Annotated in this window: 14 protein-coding genes; 6 read left to right on the plus strand and 8 right to left on the minus strand. The window is 40.4% G+C overall.

Annotated elements, in window-relative coordinates; genetic code table 11:
* The first annotated feature begins 141 nt into the window (after positions 1–141).
* The gene (locus ALE3EI_RS04315; protein ID WP_186991187.1) at positions 142–1,830 is read left to right on the plus strand and encodes an ABC transporter ATP-binding protein; all 1,689 of its coding nucleotides are present in this window, start codon (positions 142–144) and stop codon (positions 1,828–1,830) included.
* A 367-nt stretch (positions 1,831–2,197) separates the two neighbouring features.
* Here ALE3EI_RS04315 and ALE3EI_RS04320 read toward each other — a convergent pair whose 3' ends face one another.
* The 6 genes from ALE3EI_RS04320 to trhO all read right to left on the minus strand — a co-directional run bounded on the left by ALE3EI_RS04320 (position 2,198) and on the right by trhO (position 8,766).
* A complete protein-coding gene (locus tag ALE3EI_RS04320; RefSeq protein ID WP_186991193.1) occupies positions 2,198–2,851 on the minus strand; it encodes a CoA transferase subunit B in 654 nt (217 codons plus the stop codon).
* Positions 2,852–2,864: 13 nt separating this feature from the next.
* On the minus strand, positions 2,865–3,563 hold the full coding sequence (locus tag ALE3EI_RS04325; RefSeq protein ID WP_186991195.1) for a CoA transferase subunit A: 699 nt from the start codon (positions 3,561–3,563) through the stop codon (positions 2,865–2,867).
* Between the two features lie 78 nt (positions 3,564–3,641).
* Positions 3,642–5,954, minus strand: a complete 2,313-nt coding sequence (locus ALE3EI_RS04330; protein WP_186991197.1) for a penicillin-binding protein 1A — start codon at positions 5,952–5,954, stop codon at positions 3,642–3,644.
* A gap of 5 nt (positions 5,955–5,959) precedes the next feature.
* Positions 5,960–6,445, minus strand: coding sequence for a gliding motility lipoprotein GldH (locus ALE3EI_RS04335; protein WP_186991199.1), 486 nt, complete (start codon positions 6,443–6,445; stop codon positions 5,960–5,962).
* Positions 6,438–7,607 carry a PSP1 domain-containing protein gene (locus ALE3EI_RS04340; protein ID WP_186991201.1) on the minus strand — a complete coding sequence of 390 codons (1,170 nt, stop codon included), beginning with the start codon at positions 7,605–7,607 and terminating at the stop codon, positions 6,438–6,440. Before ALE3EI_RS04340 ends, ALE3EI_RS04335 begins: the two co-directional genes overlap by 8 nt.
* A 127-nt stretch (positions 7,608–7,734) precedes the next feature.
* The gene (gene trhO / locus ALE3EI_RS04345; protein WP_186991203.1) at positions 7,735–8,766 is read right to left on the minus strand and encodes an oxygen-dependent tRNA uridine(34) hydroxylase TrhO; all 1,032 of its coding nucleotides are present in this window, start codon (positions 8,764–8,766) and stop codon (positions 7,735–7,737) included.
* A 154-nt stretch (positions 8,767–8,920) separates the two neighbouring features.
* Here trhO and recA point away from each other — a divergent pair, with 154 nt between their 5' ends.
* The 3 genes from recA to ALE3EI_RS04360 all read left to right on the plus strand — a co-directional run bounded on the left by recA (position 8,921) and on the right by ALE3EI_RS04360 (position 12,168).
* Positions 8,921–9,928, plus strand: coding sequence for a recombinase RecA (gene recA, locus ALE3EI_RS04350; RefSeq protein WP_186991205.1), 1,008 nt, complete (start codon positions 8,921–8,923; stop codon positions 9,926–9,928).
* Positions 9,929–10,058: 130 nt separating this feature from the next.
* Positions 10,059–10,592 carry an RNA polymerase sigma factor gene (locus tag ALE3EI_RS04355; RefSeq protein ID WP_186991206.1) on the plus strand — a complete coding sequence of 178 codons (534 nt, stop codon included), beginning with the start codon at positions 10,059–10,061 and terminating at the stop codon, positions 10,590–10,592.
* A gap of 34 nt (positions 10,593–10,626) precedes the next feature.
* Positions 10,627–12,168, plus strand: a complete 1,542-nt coding sequence (locus ALE3EI_RS04360) for an outer membrane beta-barrel protein (RefSeq protein ID WP_186991208.1) — start codon at positions 10,627–10,629, stop codon at positions 12,166–12,168.
* A gap of 83 nt (positions 12,169–12,251) precedes the next feature.
* On the opposite strand, the gene ALE3EI_RS04365 is transcribed toward ALE3EI_RS04360, so the two are convergent.
* Positions 12,252–12,998, minus strand: coding sequence for a lysophospholipid acyltransferase family protein (locus ALE3EI_RS04365; protein WP_186991210.1), 747 nt, complete (start codon positions 12,996–12,998; stop codon positions 12,252–12,254).
* A 105-nt stretch (positions 12,999–13,103) separates the two neighbouring features.
* On the opposite strand from ALE3EI_RS04365, the gene trpS reads away from it, so the two are divergent.
* Complete coding sequence (trpS, locus tag ALE3EI_RS04370) at positions 13,104–14,072, plus strand: tryptophan--tRNA ligase (RefSeq protein WP_186991212.1); 969 nt, start codon at positions 13,104–13,106, stop codon at positions 14,070–14,072.
* On the opposite strand, the gene dprA is transcribed toward trpS, so the two are convergent.
* The gene (gene dprA / locus ALE3EI_RS04375) at positions 14,069–15,175 is read right to left on the minus strand and encodes a DNA-processing protein DprA (RefSeq protein WP_186991214.1); all 1,107 of its coding nucleotides are present in this window, start codon (positions 15,173–15,175) and stop codon (positions 14,069–14,071) included. The two genes, trpS and dprA, sit on opposite strands and share 4 nt — an antisense overlap.
* A 105-nt stretch (positions 15,176–15,280) precedes the next feature.
* Here dprA and ALE3EI_RS04380 point away from each other — a divergent pair, with 105 nt between their 5' ends.
* On the plus strand, positions 15,281–16,222 hold the full coding sequence (locus ALE3EI_RS04380) for an HU domain-containing protein (protein ID WP_186991217.1): 942 nt from the start codon (positions 15,281–15,283) through the stop codon (positions 16,220–16,222).
* The last annotated feature ends 28 nt before the right edge of the window (positions 16,223–16,250 follow it).

Raw genomic sequence — 16,250 nt, forward strand, 5'->3', positions numbered from 1 at the left:
AAATGAGAAATCAAAAATCTTTTCGATGAACTACATTAAGAATTTATTAACAATTCTTTTCCTACAGACTATAATCCTACTGACTTACTAGGTTAAGACGAATTTGAGATTTAAAAGACGGAAACACCTATCTTTGAAATTATGGCAGGAAAAAGTATTTTAGACATCGATAATCTTAAAATTTCTTTTGGCAAAAAGAAGGAACTTATTGAGGTAATACATTCTATTTCATTTACAATTTCTGAAAATGAGGTGCTGGGAATCGTAGGGGAATCGGGATCGGGTAAATCGGTCACTTCCATGGCTATAATGGGATTACTCCCTAAAAAATCGGCTAAGATCACTGGCGATATTATTTTTGAAGAAAAAAATCTGGTTCATGTAAAGCCGAAGGAACTTCGGGGCATTCGAGGAAATGAGATTGCAATGATCTTTCAGGAACCCATGAGTGCCTTAAACCCGTCTCTTCGTTGTGGGTTTCAGGTTTCTGAAATACTTCAGCATCATTTAAAACTAAACCCTTCCGAAGCAAAGAAAGAGACCCTGCAGCTCTTTGAAAAAGTAAAACTTCCTCGACCCAAAGAAATGTACAACAGTTACCCGCATCAAATTAGTGGCGGACAAATGCAACGGGTCATGATCGCTATGGCCATTGGGTGCAAACCAAAACTGTTAATAGCCGATGAGCCTACTACTGCACTCGATGTGACCGTACAAAAAGAAATACTTGAACTGCTGAGGTCCCTTCAGAAAGAGACCAAAATGAGTATGCTTTTTATATCACACGATCTTAGCCTGGTTTCTGAAATTGCCGATAGGGTAATAGTGATGTATCAGGGAAATATAGTGGAAGAAGGAACTGTATTTCAAATTTTTAAAACGCCCAGACACAAATACACAAAGGCGTTATTGGCGTCAAGACCCAATCTGGATAGCCGTCTGGAAAAATTACCTACCATTGCATCTTTGGCCGACAATTCTTTTAGCCCTAAGGAAGTTACAGCGCAGCAACGCGCTCTAAGACACAAAAATATCTATACGCGTATACCATTGCTCGAGGTTAAAAACCTGAATAAAGAATATTATAGCAATGCCGGATTGTTCAAGCGCAAGCATGTGGTAAGGGCGGTTAATGATGTGAGCTTTTCTGTTTTTGAAGGCGAGACCTTGGGTCTGGTTGGTGAATCGGGTTGTGGGAAATCAACGCTTGGAAAAACAATACTTCAACTCGAACCAGCAACAAAAGGGAGTATTAAATACAAAGGTCGGGAGCTTACCAAATTGTCTATAAAGCAGATTAGAAGTCTGCGAAAAGATATTCAGCTCATCTTTCAAGATCCTTATTCTTCACTAAACCCCCGACTCACTATTGGAAATGCGCTTATTGAACCCATGCAAGTACACGGTATTGAAAAAAATAATAAGGCACGGAAACGCAAAGTGATCGAATTGCTCGAACGTGTAGGACTTGATGAATCATATTTTTATCGATACCCTCATGAGCTTTCGGGAGGACAACGCCAACGTATAGGAGTTGCTCGTACAGTAATTATGTCTCCGAAACTTGTAATATGCGACGAGTCTGTTTCGGCTTTGGATATTTCGGTGCAGGCACAGGTGCTCAATTTATTAAATGAACTAAAGGATGATTTTGGTTTCACCTATATTTTTATCTCCCACGACCTGGCGGTGGTTAAATACATGAGTGATCAATTATTGGTGATGAATAATGGAAGTATTGAAGAAATAGGAGATGCCGATGAAATTTATGCAAATCCAAGCAGTGTATATACAAAAAAATTAATTGACGCCATTCCCAAGGGGATATAAAAAAAGACCCGTTCTAACCTCACAAAGAACGGGTCTACCTTTATCTGAATCGTTGCAGATTCGGGGGTAAAGTACTCTGAAAAAAATTACATTAATAAAAACACTTTCTTCGCCACATACAATACATTATTCAGAAGCTGTATTGTACTTTTAAAAGCTTTGGTTATACCTTGCATAGTAGGTTAAGTTGGTTAAGTTTGGGACTGCTAATATGGAAACAATTTTGACAAAAACACGATATACGGCATATATTTTCGACGAAATGCACTTTTATTTAACAATTAATGAATAACTATCAGTTATTTCCTACAATAAATCACAAAAAAAAGCGATGTAAAAACATCGCTTTTTAATCATATTTTGAATTTTAGAGGGTCATTTCCGGGATATTTCCTTCAACTATGAGTGCTCCCTCAGTTGCATTTTTGATGTCCTCCACACTTACTCCCGGGGCTCTTTCCAGCAATACAAAAGCATTATCCCTAATCTCAAGTACCGCTAAATTGGTTACTACCTTCTTCACACAATTCACACCCGTTAGCGGCAAGCTGCACTGTTGAAGCAATTTAGATTCTCCCGCTCTGTTGGTATGCATCATGGCAACGATAATATTTTCTGCAGAGGCGACGAGGTCCATAGCGCCACCCATTCCCTTTACCATTTTTCCGGGGATTTTCCAGTTCGCAATATCGCCATTCTGAGCTACCTCCATGGCTCCTAAAATAGTGAGATCTACATGCTGTCCGCGTATCATTCCGAAGCTTGTGGCCGAATCGAAGAACGATGCTCCGGGCAAGGCAGTGATCGTTTGCTTACCTGCATTGATAAGATCCGGATCCTGTTCTCCTTCAAAGGGAAAGGGTCCCATTCCAAGAATTCCATTTTCACTTTGAAACTCAACTTCAATATCATCACGCACAAAATTAGCCACTAAAGTAGGAATCCCAATACCCAGATTAACATAATACCCATCCTTAACTTCCTTGGCAATTCGTTGTGCTATTTGTTCTTTACTTAACATAATTTGAATCTTATTACTTTTTCCGAACAGTTAGTTGTTCAATCCTTTTCTCATATTGTGCTCCCTTGAATATGCGTTGCACAAAGATTCCCGGTATATGTATCTGATTTGGATCCAGACTTCCGGCAGGTAATAATTCCTCCACCTCGGCTACAGTAATTGTTGCCGCACCACACATATTCGGATTAAAATTTCTGGCCGTACCCTTAAATATTAAATTTCCGGCTTCGTCACCTTTCCATGCCTTTACGAAAGCAAAATCGGCTTTAAACGCCTTTTCCATGATATGCATTTTCCCGTTAAATTCGCGAGATTCCTTTCCTTCGGCTACTTCAGTTCCATAGCCTGCAGGCGTATAAAACGCAGGAATTCCCTGTTGTGCCGCCAGACAACGTTGTGCCAAAGTTCCCTGCGGAATTAATTCCACTTGCAACTCGCCACTTAGCATTTGTCTTTCAAACTCGGCATTCTCGCCCACATAGGAGGAGATCATCTTTTTTATCTGATGCTTCTGAAGTAATTGTCCCAACCCAAAATCATCCACTCCCGCATTATTTGAAATACAGGTAACATCCTTAACATTTAATCGCACAAGTTCTGCTATAGAATTCTCCGGGATCCCACTTAAGCCGAATCCTCCAAGCATCAGAGTCATCCCGTCCTTTACCCCTTTACAGGCAGCTTCTACGCCGGCAACTGTCTTATTTATCATTCCTTTCTATTTTTGTTAAAATTACAAAAAATGCTTCAGAAAAATCTGAAGCATCTCATTATACTTTTATCGTATTAGTTAAAAATCGAATTCATCGGGTATACCATCATCATTGGTATTTTCAGCCTTCCAGTTAGAACAATTAGTCTCGATAGAAAGATTAGCCGGTCGTTTAAATTGATCCTTGCTCACGTTCAGCTCATCGGCTTCATAGCATTTTCGCATATAGATCGCCCAAATTGGCAGCGCCATGGTGGCTCCTTGTCCGTAGGCTGTACTACTAAAGTGTGTGGCCCTGTCCTCTCCACCAACCCATACTCCGGTTACGAGATTCGGAACCATTCCCATAAACCATCCGTCACTATTATTTTGTGTCGTTCCGGTTTTACCGGCAATCGGATTTTCAAAAGCATAAGGATACCCGGTTACTGCATTCTTGTACACTGAATTACCAACAGCCCATTTGTGCCGTAAACGTGTACCGGAACCTCCCTGCGTTACTCCTTCCATAAGACTTACCGTTACATAGGCGGTCTCATTACTTATCACATCCTTGGTTTCCGGGACATTTTGAAACAAAACCGTTCCGTTCTTATCTTCAATACGCTGAATAAGCGTTGGTTTAATGTATACTCCTTCATTTGCGAAAGTGCTGTATGCACCTACCATTTCATACAATGAAACATCTGGAGTCCCCAACGCTATAGAAGGTGCTTCAGGCATGTTTTCTGTATCTACACCCATCTTTTTTACGAGATCGATAACCGGCACAGGCCCTACTCTGTCTATAAGTCTTGCGGTTATTGTATTTACCGAGTTTGCTAAGGCATTCTTTAGGGTTAACATCCCGCCGTAACCTCCACCTGCATTTTTTGGTGTCCAAGGCTTTAACAAACCGTACTTTCCTTCGGGTATGGTATACTGGGTGTTGGGTAAAGTATCGCAAGGCGACATATGCATCTGGTCTATTGCCGTGGCATAGACAAAAGGCTTAAAGGTAGAACCTATTTGCCGCTTCCCCTTCTTAACCATATCATACTTAAAATGCTTGTAGTTTATCCCGCCAACCCAAGCCTTTACTTCGCCGGTCTGTGGGGTCATGGACATAAGGGATGCCTGCAAGAAACTCTTATAATATCGTATTGAATCCAGCGGAGTCATGGTAGTATCTATATCACCTCCCCAAGAAAAGATACGCATCTGCGTTTTTTTCTTAAAACTGTTGATGATCTCTTCTTCACTTTTCCCCTGTTCGCTTAAAATACGCCAACGATCACTGCGGCGCATTGACGCATCCATGATCTGTTTGGTTTCTTCTTCTGTAATATCTCGGAATGGTGCCGTTTTATTTTTTTCGTTTTGTTTATCAAACTCCTTTTGAAGGTGGGCAATATGCATGTCTACGGCTTCTTCAGCAAACTTTTGCATTTTTGAATCTATAGTCACATATACTTTTAATCCGTCCCTGTAAATATTGTAATTGGTACCGTCGGTTTTTGGGTTCTTTTTTATCCAGTCCTCCATAAACGCACGGGCATATTCCCTGAAATACGTCGCGATTCCTTCATCATGTCCCTGCGGGGTATAATTAATTTCCAAAGGAAGTGCCTGCAATGAGTCTTTAACCGACTCTGAAATAAAATCGTATTTCGCCATCTGTGACAGCACCACATTTCTGCGGTTTTTTACTCCTTCAGGATTTCGCAAAGGATTATATAAGGAGGAATTTTTAAACATCCCTACCAAAGTAGCCGATTCTATCGTTGTGAGTTCTTCTGGGGGTTTGTCGAAATAAATATTCGCTGCCGATTCAATACCCACAGCCTGATTGAGAAAATCGTATTCGTTAAAATACATGGTAATGATCTCTTCCTTGGTGTAGCGCCGTTCCAAGCGAGTGGCAATGATCCACTCCTTTACTTTTTGAATCCCTCGTTGCAGTTTATTTCGTGAAACCTGCTCAGTAAAAAAAAGCTTAGCCAACTGTTGAGAAATAGTACTTGCTCCACCTTTGGATCCTAGAAAGACAAATGCTCTAACGGTTCCTTTTGCATCGATCCCCGAATGATCATAAAATCGTACATCTTCGGTGGCAATCAGGGCATTGACCAAATGATCGGGCAACGCTTCATACTTAACAGGGGTACGGTTTTCTTTGTAGAATTTTCCCAAAACCTTTCCGTCGCTGGCAATAATTTCAGTGGCTAGGTTTTTCTCAGGGTTTTCAAGACTGGTTTCGTCGGGTAAACTACCAAACACTCCCCAGGAAGCCAGAAGAAAAACTAAAAATACCAGAGCGATCAATCCGCCAAAGATCTTCCAGAAGGTTTTTATATTTCTTGTCTCGTCGTTTTGTGCTCCCGATTTTTTCTTCGTTTGTTTTTTTGCCATGATGCTTATTGTTGAACTGCTTCCTCTACACTCACACCAATATCTGTGATCCCCTCTAGGTTTGTAACGCCGTCTACTTCACCGTTATTGCGGACTGCCTGTGTTATAATTATGTTATAATTTCCGGCTTCCCGAAATGAAACGTTCTCCTTATACCATAATTTATTCTCTTTAATACTTCCTATTCCGGTGCCCATCCATTCCCCGTTCGGGTAGGCCATTTTATACTCTAAAGTATCAGTAATCGTTTTTCCATGAGGAAACTCCAAATCTACCACCAAGAAAATATTATTGTATTTATAGTCGTTGGTATTCCTTACATGGATAAAAACGTTATAAATTTTCAACGAATCCGGGGCCGGAAACTCGAACTCCACAGCACGATCCTTTTCCCAATAACCCGGTAAAGATTCCCACTTGCTCAACGCCACGTTAGAATCACAGGCGCTTACTGTAATTAAGATGCTCAAAATTAATACGGCTCTAAGCATTGTTTCGGGTATTGCGTTTTTTATTCTTATTTCGGTTTTTATTTCTGCGTTTTTTGTTTTTGCTGCGTTTGGGCTGGTCGAATCGTGTTAAACTATCCTGTCCTACTACATTATTGAAGACCTTGTCTTGAGAAACTACAGTTTCTTCGATATACTCTTCCAGGCTTGCTACAGACTTACCTTTATTGTTCAGTGCAATGATTTCGTTTACTCTGTCGGATTTTAATTCGTGCCAGTTCATGCCGTCTTTATCGTAGGCATACCAAAGCGATCCCTTAAAAATATCTATCTTTTGACAACTGGCAGATCCCTTTTCGGTTTTTAATTTGATATCTGTCTTCGGAAAAGTCTCTAAGGCTTCAAGATAAGTATCCAGTTCGTAATTGAGACAACATTTTAATTTCCCGCATTGCCCAGCGAGTTTCTGCGGGTTAAGTGACAATTGTTGATAACGCGCTGCCGAAGTGTTTACCGACCTGAAATCTGTTAACCAGGTTGAACAGCACAATTCCCTTCCACAGGATCCAATGCCTCCCAATCTGGCGGCCTCCTGACGGAATCCCACCTGTTTCATTTCGATTCTGGTGTTGAAGGTGCGTGCAAAATCCTTGATCAGCTGTCTGAAATCTACCCGATCCTCGGCGGTATAATAAAAGATCACTTTGGATCCGTCACCCTGAAACTCAACATCACTAATTTTCATCTGAAGGCCAAGTCCCATCGCGATCTCCCTGGATCGCTTTTGCATATCGGTTTCTCTATCGCGAACTTTTTGCCAAACGTCGATGTCTTTCTGGGTGGCTTTGCGGTAAATTTTAGGAAGCTCTTCTAAATTCGTAGGCTGTTTTTTCTTCTTCATTTGTACCCTAACCAATTCCCCTGTAAGAGTTACAATACCAATATCATGACCCGGAGATGCTTCGGTAGCCACGATATCTCCTATACTTAAAGATAAATTCTCGGGATTTTGAAAGAATAATTTTCTTCCGTTCTTAAATCGCACCTCTACCGCAGAAAAGGGTTCCATATTTTCGGGTAACGACATATTGGAAAGCCAGTCAAACACCGTTAATTTATTGCAGCCATCGGTACCGCAAGTTCCATTATTCTTACAGCCCTTTGGCTGACCGTTGGCGCCTGTGGCACAGCTGGTACAGCCCATATTTTTTATATAAAGCTCCTTTTTTTGAAGACTTCTGCATAAAAACAGAAATCGTTTAAAACAAAAAAAAGAGGCGAAGATTAAACATTCTCTTTAACAGGTAAAGATACCAATTTATTATGGATCCTTACTTTTTGAATTTCAGTTTTTCGGAACGTCCTTTTTTAAATATTTTATTGCTGTTTGGAATACCTTGCCTTAGTTTTTTCTGTTCTTCATAAGGCAATTGAATTACCTCAACACATTCTGGAGAACAGCAATTTTCCATCTTATCCGCACAGGATTCACATTGTATAAACAATAAATGACAAGCCTCGTTCGCGCAATTAACATGAGTATCGCAGGGTTCACCACACTGATGACAATTGGCGATCACATCGGGGGTGATTCTTTCACCTCGACGGTGATCGAATACAAAGTTCTTTCCTACGAATTTATTTTCCAACCCTTTTTGCTCCACCTGCCGGGCATATTCTATGATTCCGCCTTCCAATTGATATACCTGTTTAAACCCCTTGTGCTTGTAATAGGCGCTCGCTTTTTCGCAGCGAATGCCTCCGGTGCAATACATGACTAATTTCTTGTCCTCCTTATGATCTTTTAAGTCTTCTTCGATAAGATCCAGAGAATCGCGAAAGGTGTCGACATCGGGTGTAACAGCACCCTTAAAATGTCCTATCTCACTCTCATAATGATTCCGCATATCGACCAAAACCGTGTCCGGATCTTCAATAAGCCGGTTAAATGCTTCAGCATTTACGTGAACTCCCTTATTTGTGACGTCGAAGGTATCATCGTTCAAACCATCGGCTACGATCTTGTTTCTCACCTTCACTTTCAGTTTTAAAAACGATTTGAGATCGTGCTCTATGGCAATATTGAGACGTACGTCATTCAGAAAATAGATTCCGTCGAGAAAGGTTTTAAACTCGTTGAATCGCTTTGCAGGAACCGACAGCTGCGCATTAATGCCTTCGTGGGCAACATAGATGCGGCCAAGGACTTCCATTTGATCCCAGGCGACGAATAAATGATTTCTGAACAGATGTGGATTGCCAATTTTGGCATACTGATAGAAAGAGAGCGTTAACCGTTCTTCTCCGGCTTCCTCTAATAGCGCTTCTCTCTCTTTTGCACTTAAGGTATTGTACAGTTGCATGCTATACTTTTTATTAGTGAAAAGATTATTACCGCGCAAAATTACCCATTTTATTGTTGTTGACAAAAATCTTTAGAGCGCTCTTTTTCCCTTTGCGCCTGAGACAAAGAAATAGTACCTTAGCCTACTGACTCCCGAATAAATAATTATACACATGAGTAACGAAAAAGACGCAAAATTAAAAGCCTTAAAACTAACATTAGATAAACTGGATAAGACCTATGGCAAAGGCACTGTGATGAAGATGGGCGACTCTGCCGTTCAGGAGGTAGAAGTAATCCCAACGGGATCTCTTGGTCTGGATGTAGCCCTTGGAGTGGGCGGATATCCACGAGGAAGAGTTATAGAAATATACGGTCCCGAATCATCGGGTAAAACCACGCTAACTCTTCATGCCATAGCCGAGGCTCAAAAAAAAGGAGGAATCGCCGCATTTATTGATGCCGAGCATGCTTTCGACAGGTATTATGCCGAAAAATTGGGGGTGGATATTGAGAATCTTATCATTTCACAGCCCGATAACGGAGAGCAGGCACTGGAGATTACCGACAATCTTATTAGAAGTGGAGCCATTGACATCATAGTAATTGACTCGGTTGCCGCCTTAACGCCTAAAAGTGAGATAGAAGGCGAAATGGGAGACAGTAAAATGGGACTCCACGCAAGATTAATGTCTCAGGCATTGCGAAAATTAACCGGCTCAATAAGCAAAACGCATTGTACGGTAATTTTTATTAATCAGCTTAGAGAGAAGATAGGAGTAATGTTTGGGAATCCTGAAACCACTACCGGAGGAAATGCTTTAAAATTCTACGCTTCGGTACGATTGGATATTAGAAGATCTACGCAAATAAAAGATACCGACAGCAATGTAAAAGGGAACAAGACCCGGGTAAAAGTAGTGAAGAATAAAGTGGCTCCACCCTTCAAAACTGCCGAATTCGACATTATGTACGGTGAAGGAATTTCTAAGGTAGGTGAAATCATCGATATAGGTGTTGATTTTGAAATCGTTAAAAAGAGCGGTTCATGGTTTAGTTATGACGACACCAAATTAGGACAAGGAAGAGACGCGGTGAAAACACTGCTAATGGACAATCCCGAGCTAATGGAAGAACTGGAGCTAAAGATCAAAGAAGCTATTGCGGCCAACAACGCATAACTTTGTATTGCAAACGCAACCCTTTTAGATCGTTGGTATCTACTTAACGTAGAAACCCGGTTTATTATGGTTGCCTACTTGCAAAGTTTAGTAAGTTTTTCAACATTAAATAATATTCACGGCACTACGTTTGACATTAGACGAGCTCATCATACAATGTAAGAGGCAAGATGCTACAGCACAAGGAGAATTGTACAAGCGATATTCGGGTACATTATTTTCCATTTGTCTGAAGTATTCACCGAATTATGTAGAAGCAGAAGACAATCTACAGGATTCATTTCTTACTATATTTAAGCGAATTGAGCAATATGAAGGCAAAGGCTCTTTTGAAGGCTGGATAAAACGTATCACCGTAAATACAGCCCTTCAGAAGTATCGTAAAAAACGCGACTTTGAAATAAACAACGAAGAACAAATTGAAGATGCCAATGAAGAAGTGGAGGCAGAAAACGTTCCGTTGGATTTTTTACTGAAGATCGTCCAGGAATTGCCAGCCAGGTATCGATTGATCTTTAATATGTATGTTCTGGATGGATATACACACAAAGAAATAGGAGAATTGTTAGGTATTAGTGACGGAACGTCTAAATCTAATCTGGCAAGGGGCCGGGCGATACTAAAAGCAAAGATCGAAGCATATAACGAACAGAATAATTTATAAGACTCAAAAGAATAACCGATATTTCGGCTAAACAATGAAAGAAAAAAAGCACATAGACGAGCTTTTTAAAGAACGCTTCCAAAACTTTGAAGCTTCCCCCTCTCCTGAGGTCTGGACTAGTATTCAGGCTAAACTCAACAAGGAGAAGAAGGAGCGCAAGGTTATTCCGCTGTGGTGGAAAGTGGGAGGTGTTGCGGCATTGCTGGCGCTTTTACTCACCATTGGCAATAGTGTTTTTGATTCTTCTGAAAAAACGAATACCCTTACCAACGAGCAGACAAACAAGTCTGTTGAAGACGGAACGTTGAAAGAAAGCACCTTCAACGAGGATGAGATAAATGATACCGATTATGCCGTTGACACGGAAACTATAGAAGATTCCAAAGTGGATGTGCCTGAAACTAAAGACACAAAAAAGGTTTCCAATAAAACCCCGGGTGATGCGATCTACAAAAAAGCAAATTCGGTTAAAACTGCCGTAGCTTCTGAAGAAATTAAAACCAAGAAACAATCTTCAGCTAATAACAAAGACCATTTTAAAAATGATGCTGTACTTAACACAGGTGTCGATTCTGAAACTCTGAATAAGAAAGCTAATGCCATAGCTTCAGAAAAAAATAAGAAAGCAGAAAAAGGCCTTCCGACAGACAAAACGGAAACCCTCATTAATACGGATAAAACAATTGCGGAGACCATAGAATCTAAAGTAGCCGGCAATAAAACGGCTGAAGAAAAGACAGCTGCGGAAGAAAAAACAGAGGAAAAAAATAAAACCACTAACCAAAAATCAATTTTCGACGCCATTGAGGAATCTAAGAAAACCGAAGAAGCCGTAGCAAAAAAATCTAAGCCGGATAATCGCTGGGATGTATCGCCTAATGTGGGGCCGGTCTACTATAACACTTTAAGCAACGGCTCTTCCTTAGATCCTTCCTTTGCAGATAACAACAAATCCGGTGATGTGAACTTCAGTTATGGTGTGAACGTCGCCTATAATATTTCGGAGAAGTTTAGTGTGCGTACAGGAATTAACAATGTGGATCTCAGTTATAGCACTTCCGGAATTGAATTGGGTACCGGGCCGGTCTCTTCGGCATTGAAATCGATCGATTACGGTGGAAAAAGTGTAGTGCTAACTGCAGTGGATAAAGGCGGTTTTGACACCAACATCCCCGAAAACCCCCTGGATAATATTACGCCTAAATCTACTTCGGGAGAGGCGATGATCCATCAAAATATCACGTATTATGAAGTACCGCTTGAATTAAAATATGCGCTGCTCAACAAACGATTTGGCATTAATATGATAGGCGGCTTTAGTACATTATTTCTCGGCAACAATGACGTATCGGTGAGTGCCGGAGATTTTAGCAGTACCCTTGGAGAAGCCAACAATTTAAATTCGGTGAGTTTTACAACAAACTTCGGATTGGGCTTTGATTACAGAATTTCCAGAATGTTTAAGTTTAATATTGAGCCTATGTTTAAATACCAGCTTAATCCATATACAGATTCGTCTGTAGGCTTTAAGCCCTATTATTTTGGGATTTACAGCGGGTTGAGTTTTAGGTTTTAGGTTAGTTTTTTAGTTGGTTAGGTTTGGAGTAACCCAAACAAACAATGATGAGAAAAACCGTTCTTCGCCATAGGACGGTTTTTTTATACGGTTGGATTATTAAGCTCATTTAAGATTATCTCACGTGTCTGATTCTTAAGCATTCGCTTATCTTCCATTTCGAGTATCCCGGTAGGAATAACAGAATGTACCTTTACCCTTAATTTTCCCGGACCACCTCCAGTCTCAAGAATATCATCCGAAAATCTCCTTTTATTATCGTGGAAAGTTAAAGGGGCTATTGGAATCCTGTGCTCAATGGCCAGACGAAAGGCGCCATCCTTAAATTCATCCAAAACGATGTTCGTGTCATGGGGAATACCTCCTTCCGGAAAAATACAAACACTTAGTCCCATATTAAGTTTTTGCTGTGCCCGTTTAAATACCTCAAACCTGCTTTTTACATTTCCCCGGTCCACCAGAATACAGGTACGCTTATAGAAAAATCCGAATACCGGTATTTTCGCTAATTCCTTTTTCCCTACAAAAACGAAAGGATTTTTTGTGACATACAGCATAAGCATAATATCGGTCATGGATGTATGGTTTGCCACAAACATATAACTCTGACCCTTCTTGTGTTGCGTATCCCTTTTAATTTTAGGAATTAAACCCATCCCAAATAATATGACCTTTGCCCAGATCCTGGCGACTCCGAAAAAGAACGGATACCAGTTTTCTTTTAAAATGCTCACTAATAAAAAAGGAAATAAAAGTAGAATTGAAATAATGATTACCACGTAGAACCAGATCTTGTACAGAATTAAAAATATAGTTCTCATTAATTTCATTGCAACCCAAAATTAACAATTTGAGCAACGCGAATAGCGTAAATAAAGTAACTTTGCCAAAATTTACTTTCAAAATTTGTTGAAACCGGCTAAAGGAAAATTAATATGCCAAGAATACTCACAGGAATACAAAGTACCGGAACCCCGCATTTGGGAAATATTTTAGGTGCCATTTTACCCGCCATCGAAATGGCAAATGACCCAAAAAATGAGTCCTATTTATTTATAGCAAATCTGCATTCACTTACGCAGATAAAAAATGCAGAAACGCTTCGATCAAATACATATAGTACTGCCGCAGCCTGGTTGGCTTGCGGATTGGATATTGATAAATCGGTTTTTTACAGACAAAGTGATATCCCTCAGGTTGCCGAACTTTCATGGTATCTAAGTTGTTTTTTTCCATTTCAGCGGCTAACACTGGCGCATTCTTTTAAGGACAAGGCAGACCGGCTCGAAGATGTAAATGCAGGATTGTTTACATATCCAATGTTAATGGCTGCCGACATCCTTCTGTACGATGCCAACATTGTTCCTGTTGGGAAAGATCAATTACAACATCTGGAAATTACCCGTGATGTTGCTTCACGTTTTCATGCTGCCATGGGCGAGACCTTTGTATTGCCCGAGGCAAGTGTTAGTGAGAATGTGATGTTGATTCCCGGAACTGATGGTTCTAAAATGAGCAAATCCAAAGGAAATATCATCAATCTATTCTTACCGGAAAAAAAGTTGCGCAAGCAGATCATGAGTATAGAAACAGACAGTACTCCTCTGGAAGCGCCAAAAAATCCCGAGACTTGTAATGTTTTTGCGCTCTATAAATTAATGGCTCCCTCCGAAGCAGTTGCGATCATGCGAAAGAATTATGAGAGTGGAAATTATGGTTACGGACATGCTAAGCAGGATTTATATGAATTGATATTAGAACGGTTTAAAGAAGAACGTGCCCGATATACGTATTTTATGGAGCATACTTCTGAAATAGAAAAAGCGCTGGAAAAAGGTGCAGCCAAGGCCTCTATAGTAGCCAATTCCGTTTTAGAAAGAGTAAGAAAAAAGTTAGGATATTAATTGAGCTGAAAAAATTTTCCGGGTAGGGGTCTCAGCACTCCTTTTAACTCCATATTCAATAAGACCGTGGCAACCTTAAAACTCGGCATCCCACAATGAAGGGCTATGGTATCGAGTAACTCTTTATCCGATTGTTTCAAAAAATCGAAGATCTTTTGTTCATCGGGAGTGAGTGCTGCAAAAAGTTGAGTTTGACGTGTCTCTCGTGTTTTCTGTACCAATGACCATCCCATTAGATAAACCAGATCTGCAGCAGAGGTTAGCATATGAGCCTGTTGTGATTTTATAAGATTGTTACACCCTGTACTCTGAATATCTGTCGTTCTTCCGGGGACAGCAAACACCTCCCTGTGATACGAATTTGCGATATCCGCAGTAACAAGACTGCCTCCTTTTTCTGCCGATTCAATAACAATGGTTGCCTCACTAAGTCCCGCTATAATGCGATTACGCTTTAAAAAATTAGTCCGATCGAAAGCATCATCACTCCAGAATTCGGTAATGAGTCCGCCGTTGGATTCTAATGTGGCAACATACCGCTGATGTGATTTGGGGTAGATCTGGGTAAGTCCGTGAGCCAGACAAGCAATGGTTTGCAATCGGCAGTCAATTGCCGATGTATGAGCCGTAATATCCACCCCATAGGCGAAACCGGAAACGATAACCGGATTTAAAGGCGTGAGATCTTCTATTAGTCTTTCACAGAATTCACGCCCCATAGGGGTTATTCGCCGGGTACCTACGATGCTGATAATTTTTTTATGCTTAAGGTCTATATTGCCTTTCCTGAATAATAGAATGGGCCCGTCCAGACAGTGTTTCAGCTTTTCCGGATAGGATTTATCTTGGAAATAACTGACGGTAATATTATTATTCTCTATAAACCGAAGCTCGGATTCGGCAGCGTCCAGATTCGTTTTCTTATGGAGTTCCTTTAATTTATAGGAACCTATTCCGTCGATCTTAAGAAGATTTCTTTTAGATTCATTAAAAATTCCTTCGGCAGACCCTACATGGTTTAAGAGTTTTTTTGCCGAAGCATCCCCTAGATTTGGCACACGCTGAAGTGCCAGCATGTAGCGTAATTCATTTTTTGAAAGCATAGATTCTTGGAACCGGGGAGACCTTAAAAATACAATAAATTATCTTGTTAATAAATTACCTCAATTAAAATTGAATGCGACTAAAAAAAAAATTAAGTTTGTTTAGTGCAACTCTCCACCTACATAAAAGACCTGCTTTATCGCTATGAATGTGTTATCATTCCCGGCTTTGGTGCCTTTTTGACTCAATATCAGTCTGCCCGAATTGACGAAAATTCACAAACCTTTTATCCTCCAGGAAAAATAGTTTCATTTAACCGGCAATTGCAAACCAATGACGGGATTCTTGCCAATTATGTTGCATCGGTAGAAGGAAGCACTTATGAGGCTGCGCTTCAGAACATCAGAAATTTCACAGGGAAAATATCGCTTCGTCTTTCTGAAGGAGAGACAGTTCGCCTTGCGTCTATAGGCGATTTTTACCTAAATTCAGAAAAATCCTTACAATTCGATCCGGCAATCACTGAAAATTTCAGTGCTTCGTCCTTCGGACTTACTTCGTTTGCCTCACCGAAAATACAGAGAGAAATTTATAAGGAAGCTATTGAAACCCTTGAAGAGAAAGTACCTGTACTATTTACTCCTGAAAAGAGAAATGCAACGCCATATTTGAAATATGCCGCTATTGGTCTTATCGCTTTAGCTGTTACCGGTTTTGGGGGATTAAAATTATATGAAGGACAGGTTCAAAAACACAACTTTGCTGAAAAACAAAAAGCCAATTCTTTGGTAGAACATCAAATTGAAGAAGCCACTTTCGTCATTGAAAATCCGCTGCCTGCTGTCAACCTAACGATCGCTAAACAAAAAGGCAAATACCATATCGTTGCCGGAGCTTTCAGAATTGAAGAAAACGCCGCAAAAAAAATGCGACAATTACGTGAAAAAGGGTACCGACCAATGCTACTAGGGCAAAATCGTTACGGGCTGCATCAGGTGATCTACAACAGTTATGAAAACCGTTTGGAGGCTCTGCAAAACCTTCGGAATATTAAGCAAACTGAAAATCCCGATGCCTGGTTATTAGTTAAGGAGCTTTCAGAATAATTTATAATATTTCTCATTCCAATTTACT

It is taken from the genome of Constantimarinum furrinae (assembly GCF_014295415.1).
GTDB classification, from domain to species: domain Bacteria; phylum Bacteroidota; class Bacteroidia; order Flavobacteriales; family Flavobacteriaceae; genus Constantimarinum; species Constantimarinum furrinae.

Coding starts and splice junctions, on each gene's coding strand:
- ALE3EI_RS04325 (WP_186991195.1), bottom strand. CDS start 3,563: ATGATAAATAAGACAGTTGCCGGCGTAGAAGCTGCCTGTAAAGGGGTA.
- recA (WP_186991205.1), top strand. CDS start 8,921: ATGAGTAACGAAAAAGACGCAAAATTAAAAGCCTTAAAACTAACATTA.
- ALE3EI_RS04315 (WP_186991187.1), top strand. CDS start 142: ATGGCAGGAAAAAGTATTTTAGACATCGATAATCTTAAAATTTCTTTT.
- ALE3EI_RS04320 (WP_186991193.1), bottom strand. CDS start 2,851: ATGTTAAGTAAAGAACAAATAGCACAACGAATTGCCAAGGAAGTTAAG.
- ALE3EI_RS04330 (WP_186991197.1), bottom strand. CDS start 5,954: ATGGCAAAAAAACAAACGAAGAAAAAATCGGGAGCACAAAACGACGAG.
- ALE3EI_RS04340 (WP_186991201.1), bottom strand. CDS start 7,607: ATGGGCTGTACCAGCTGTGCCACAGGCGCCAACGGTCAGCCAAAGGGC.
- dprA (WP_186991214.1), bottom strand. CDS start 15,175: ATGCTTTCAAAAAATGAATTACGCTACATGCTGGCACTTCAGCGTGTG.
- ALE3EI_RS04365 (WP_186991210.1), bottom strand. CDS start 12,998: ATGAAATTAATGAGAACTATATTTTTAATTCTGTACAAGATCTGGTTC.
- trpS (WP_186991212.1), top strand. CDS start 13,104: ATGCCAAGAATACTCACAGGAATACAAAGTACCGGAACCCCGCATTTG.
- ALE3EI_RS04335 (WP_186991199.1), bottom strand. CDS start 6,445: ATGCTTAGAGCCGTATTAATTTTGAGCATCTTAATTACAGTAAGCGCC.
- ALE3EI_RS04360 (WP_186991208.1), top strand. CDS start 10,627: ATGAAAGAAAAAAAGCACATAGACGAGCTTTTTAAAGAACGCTTCCAA.
- trhO (WP_186991203.1), bottom strand. CDS start 8,766: ATGCAACTGTACAATACCTTAAGTGCAAAAGAGAGAGAAGCGCTATTA.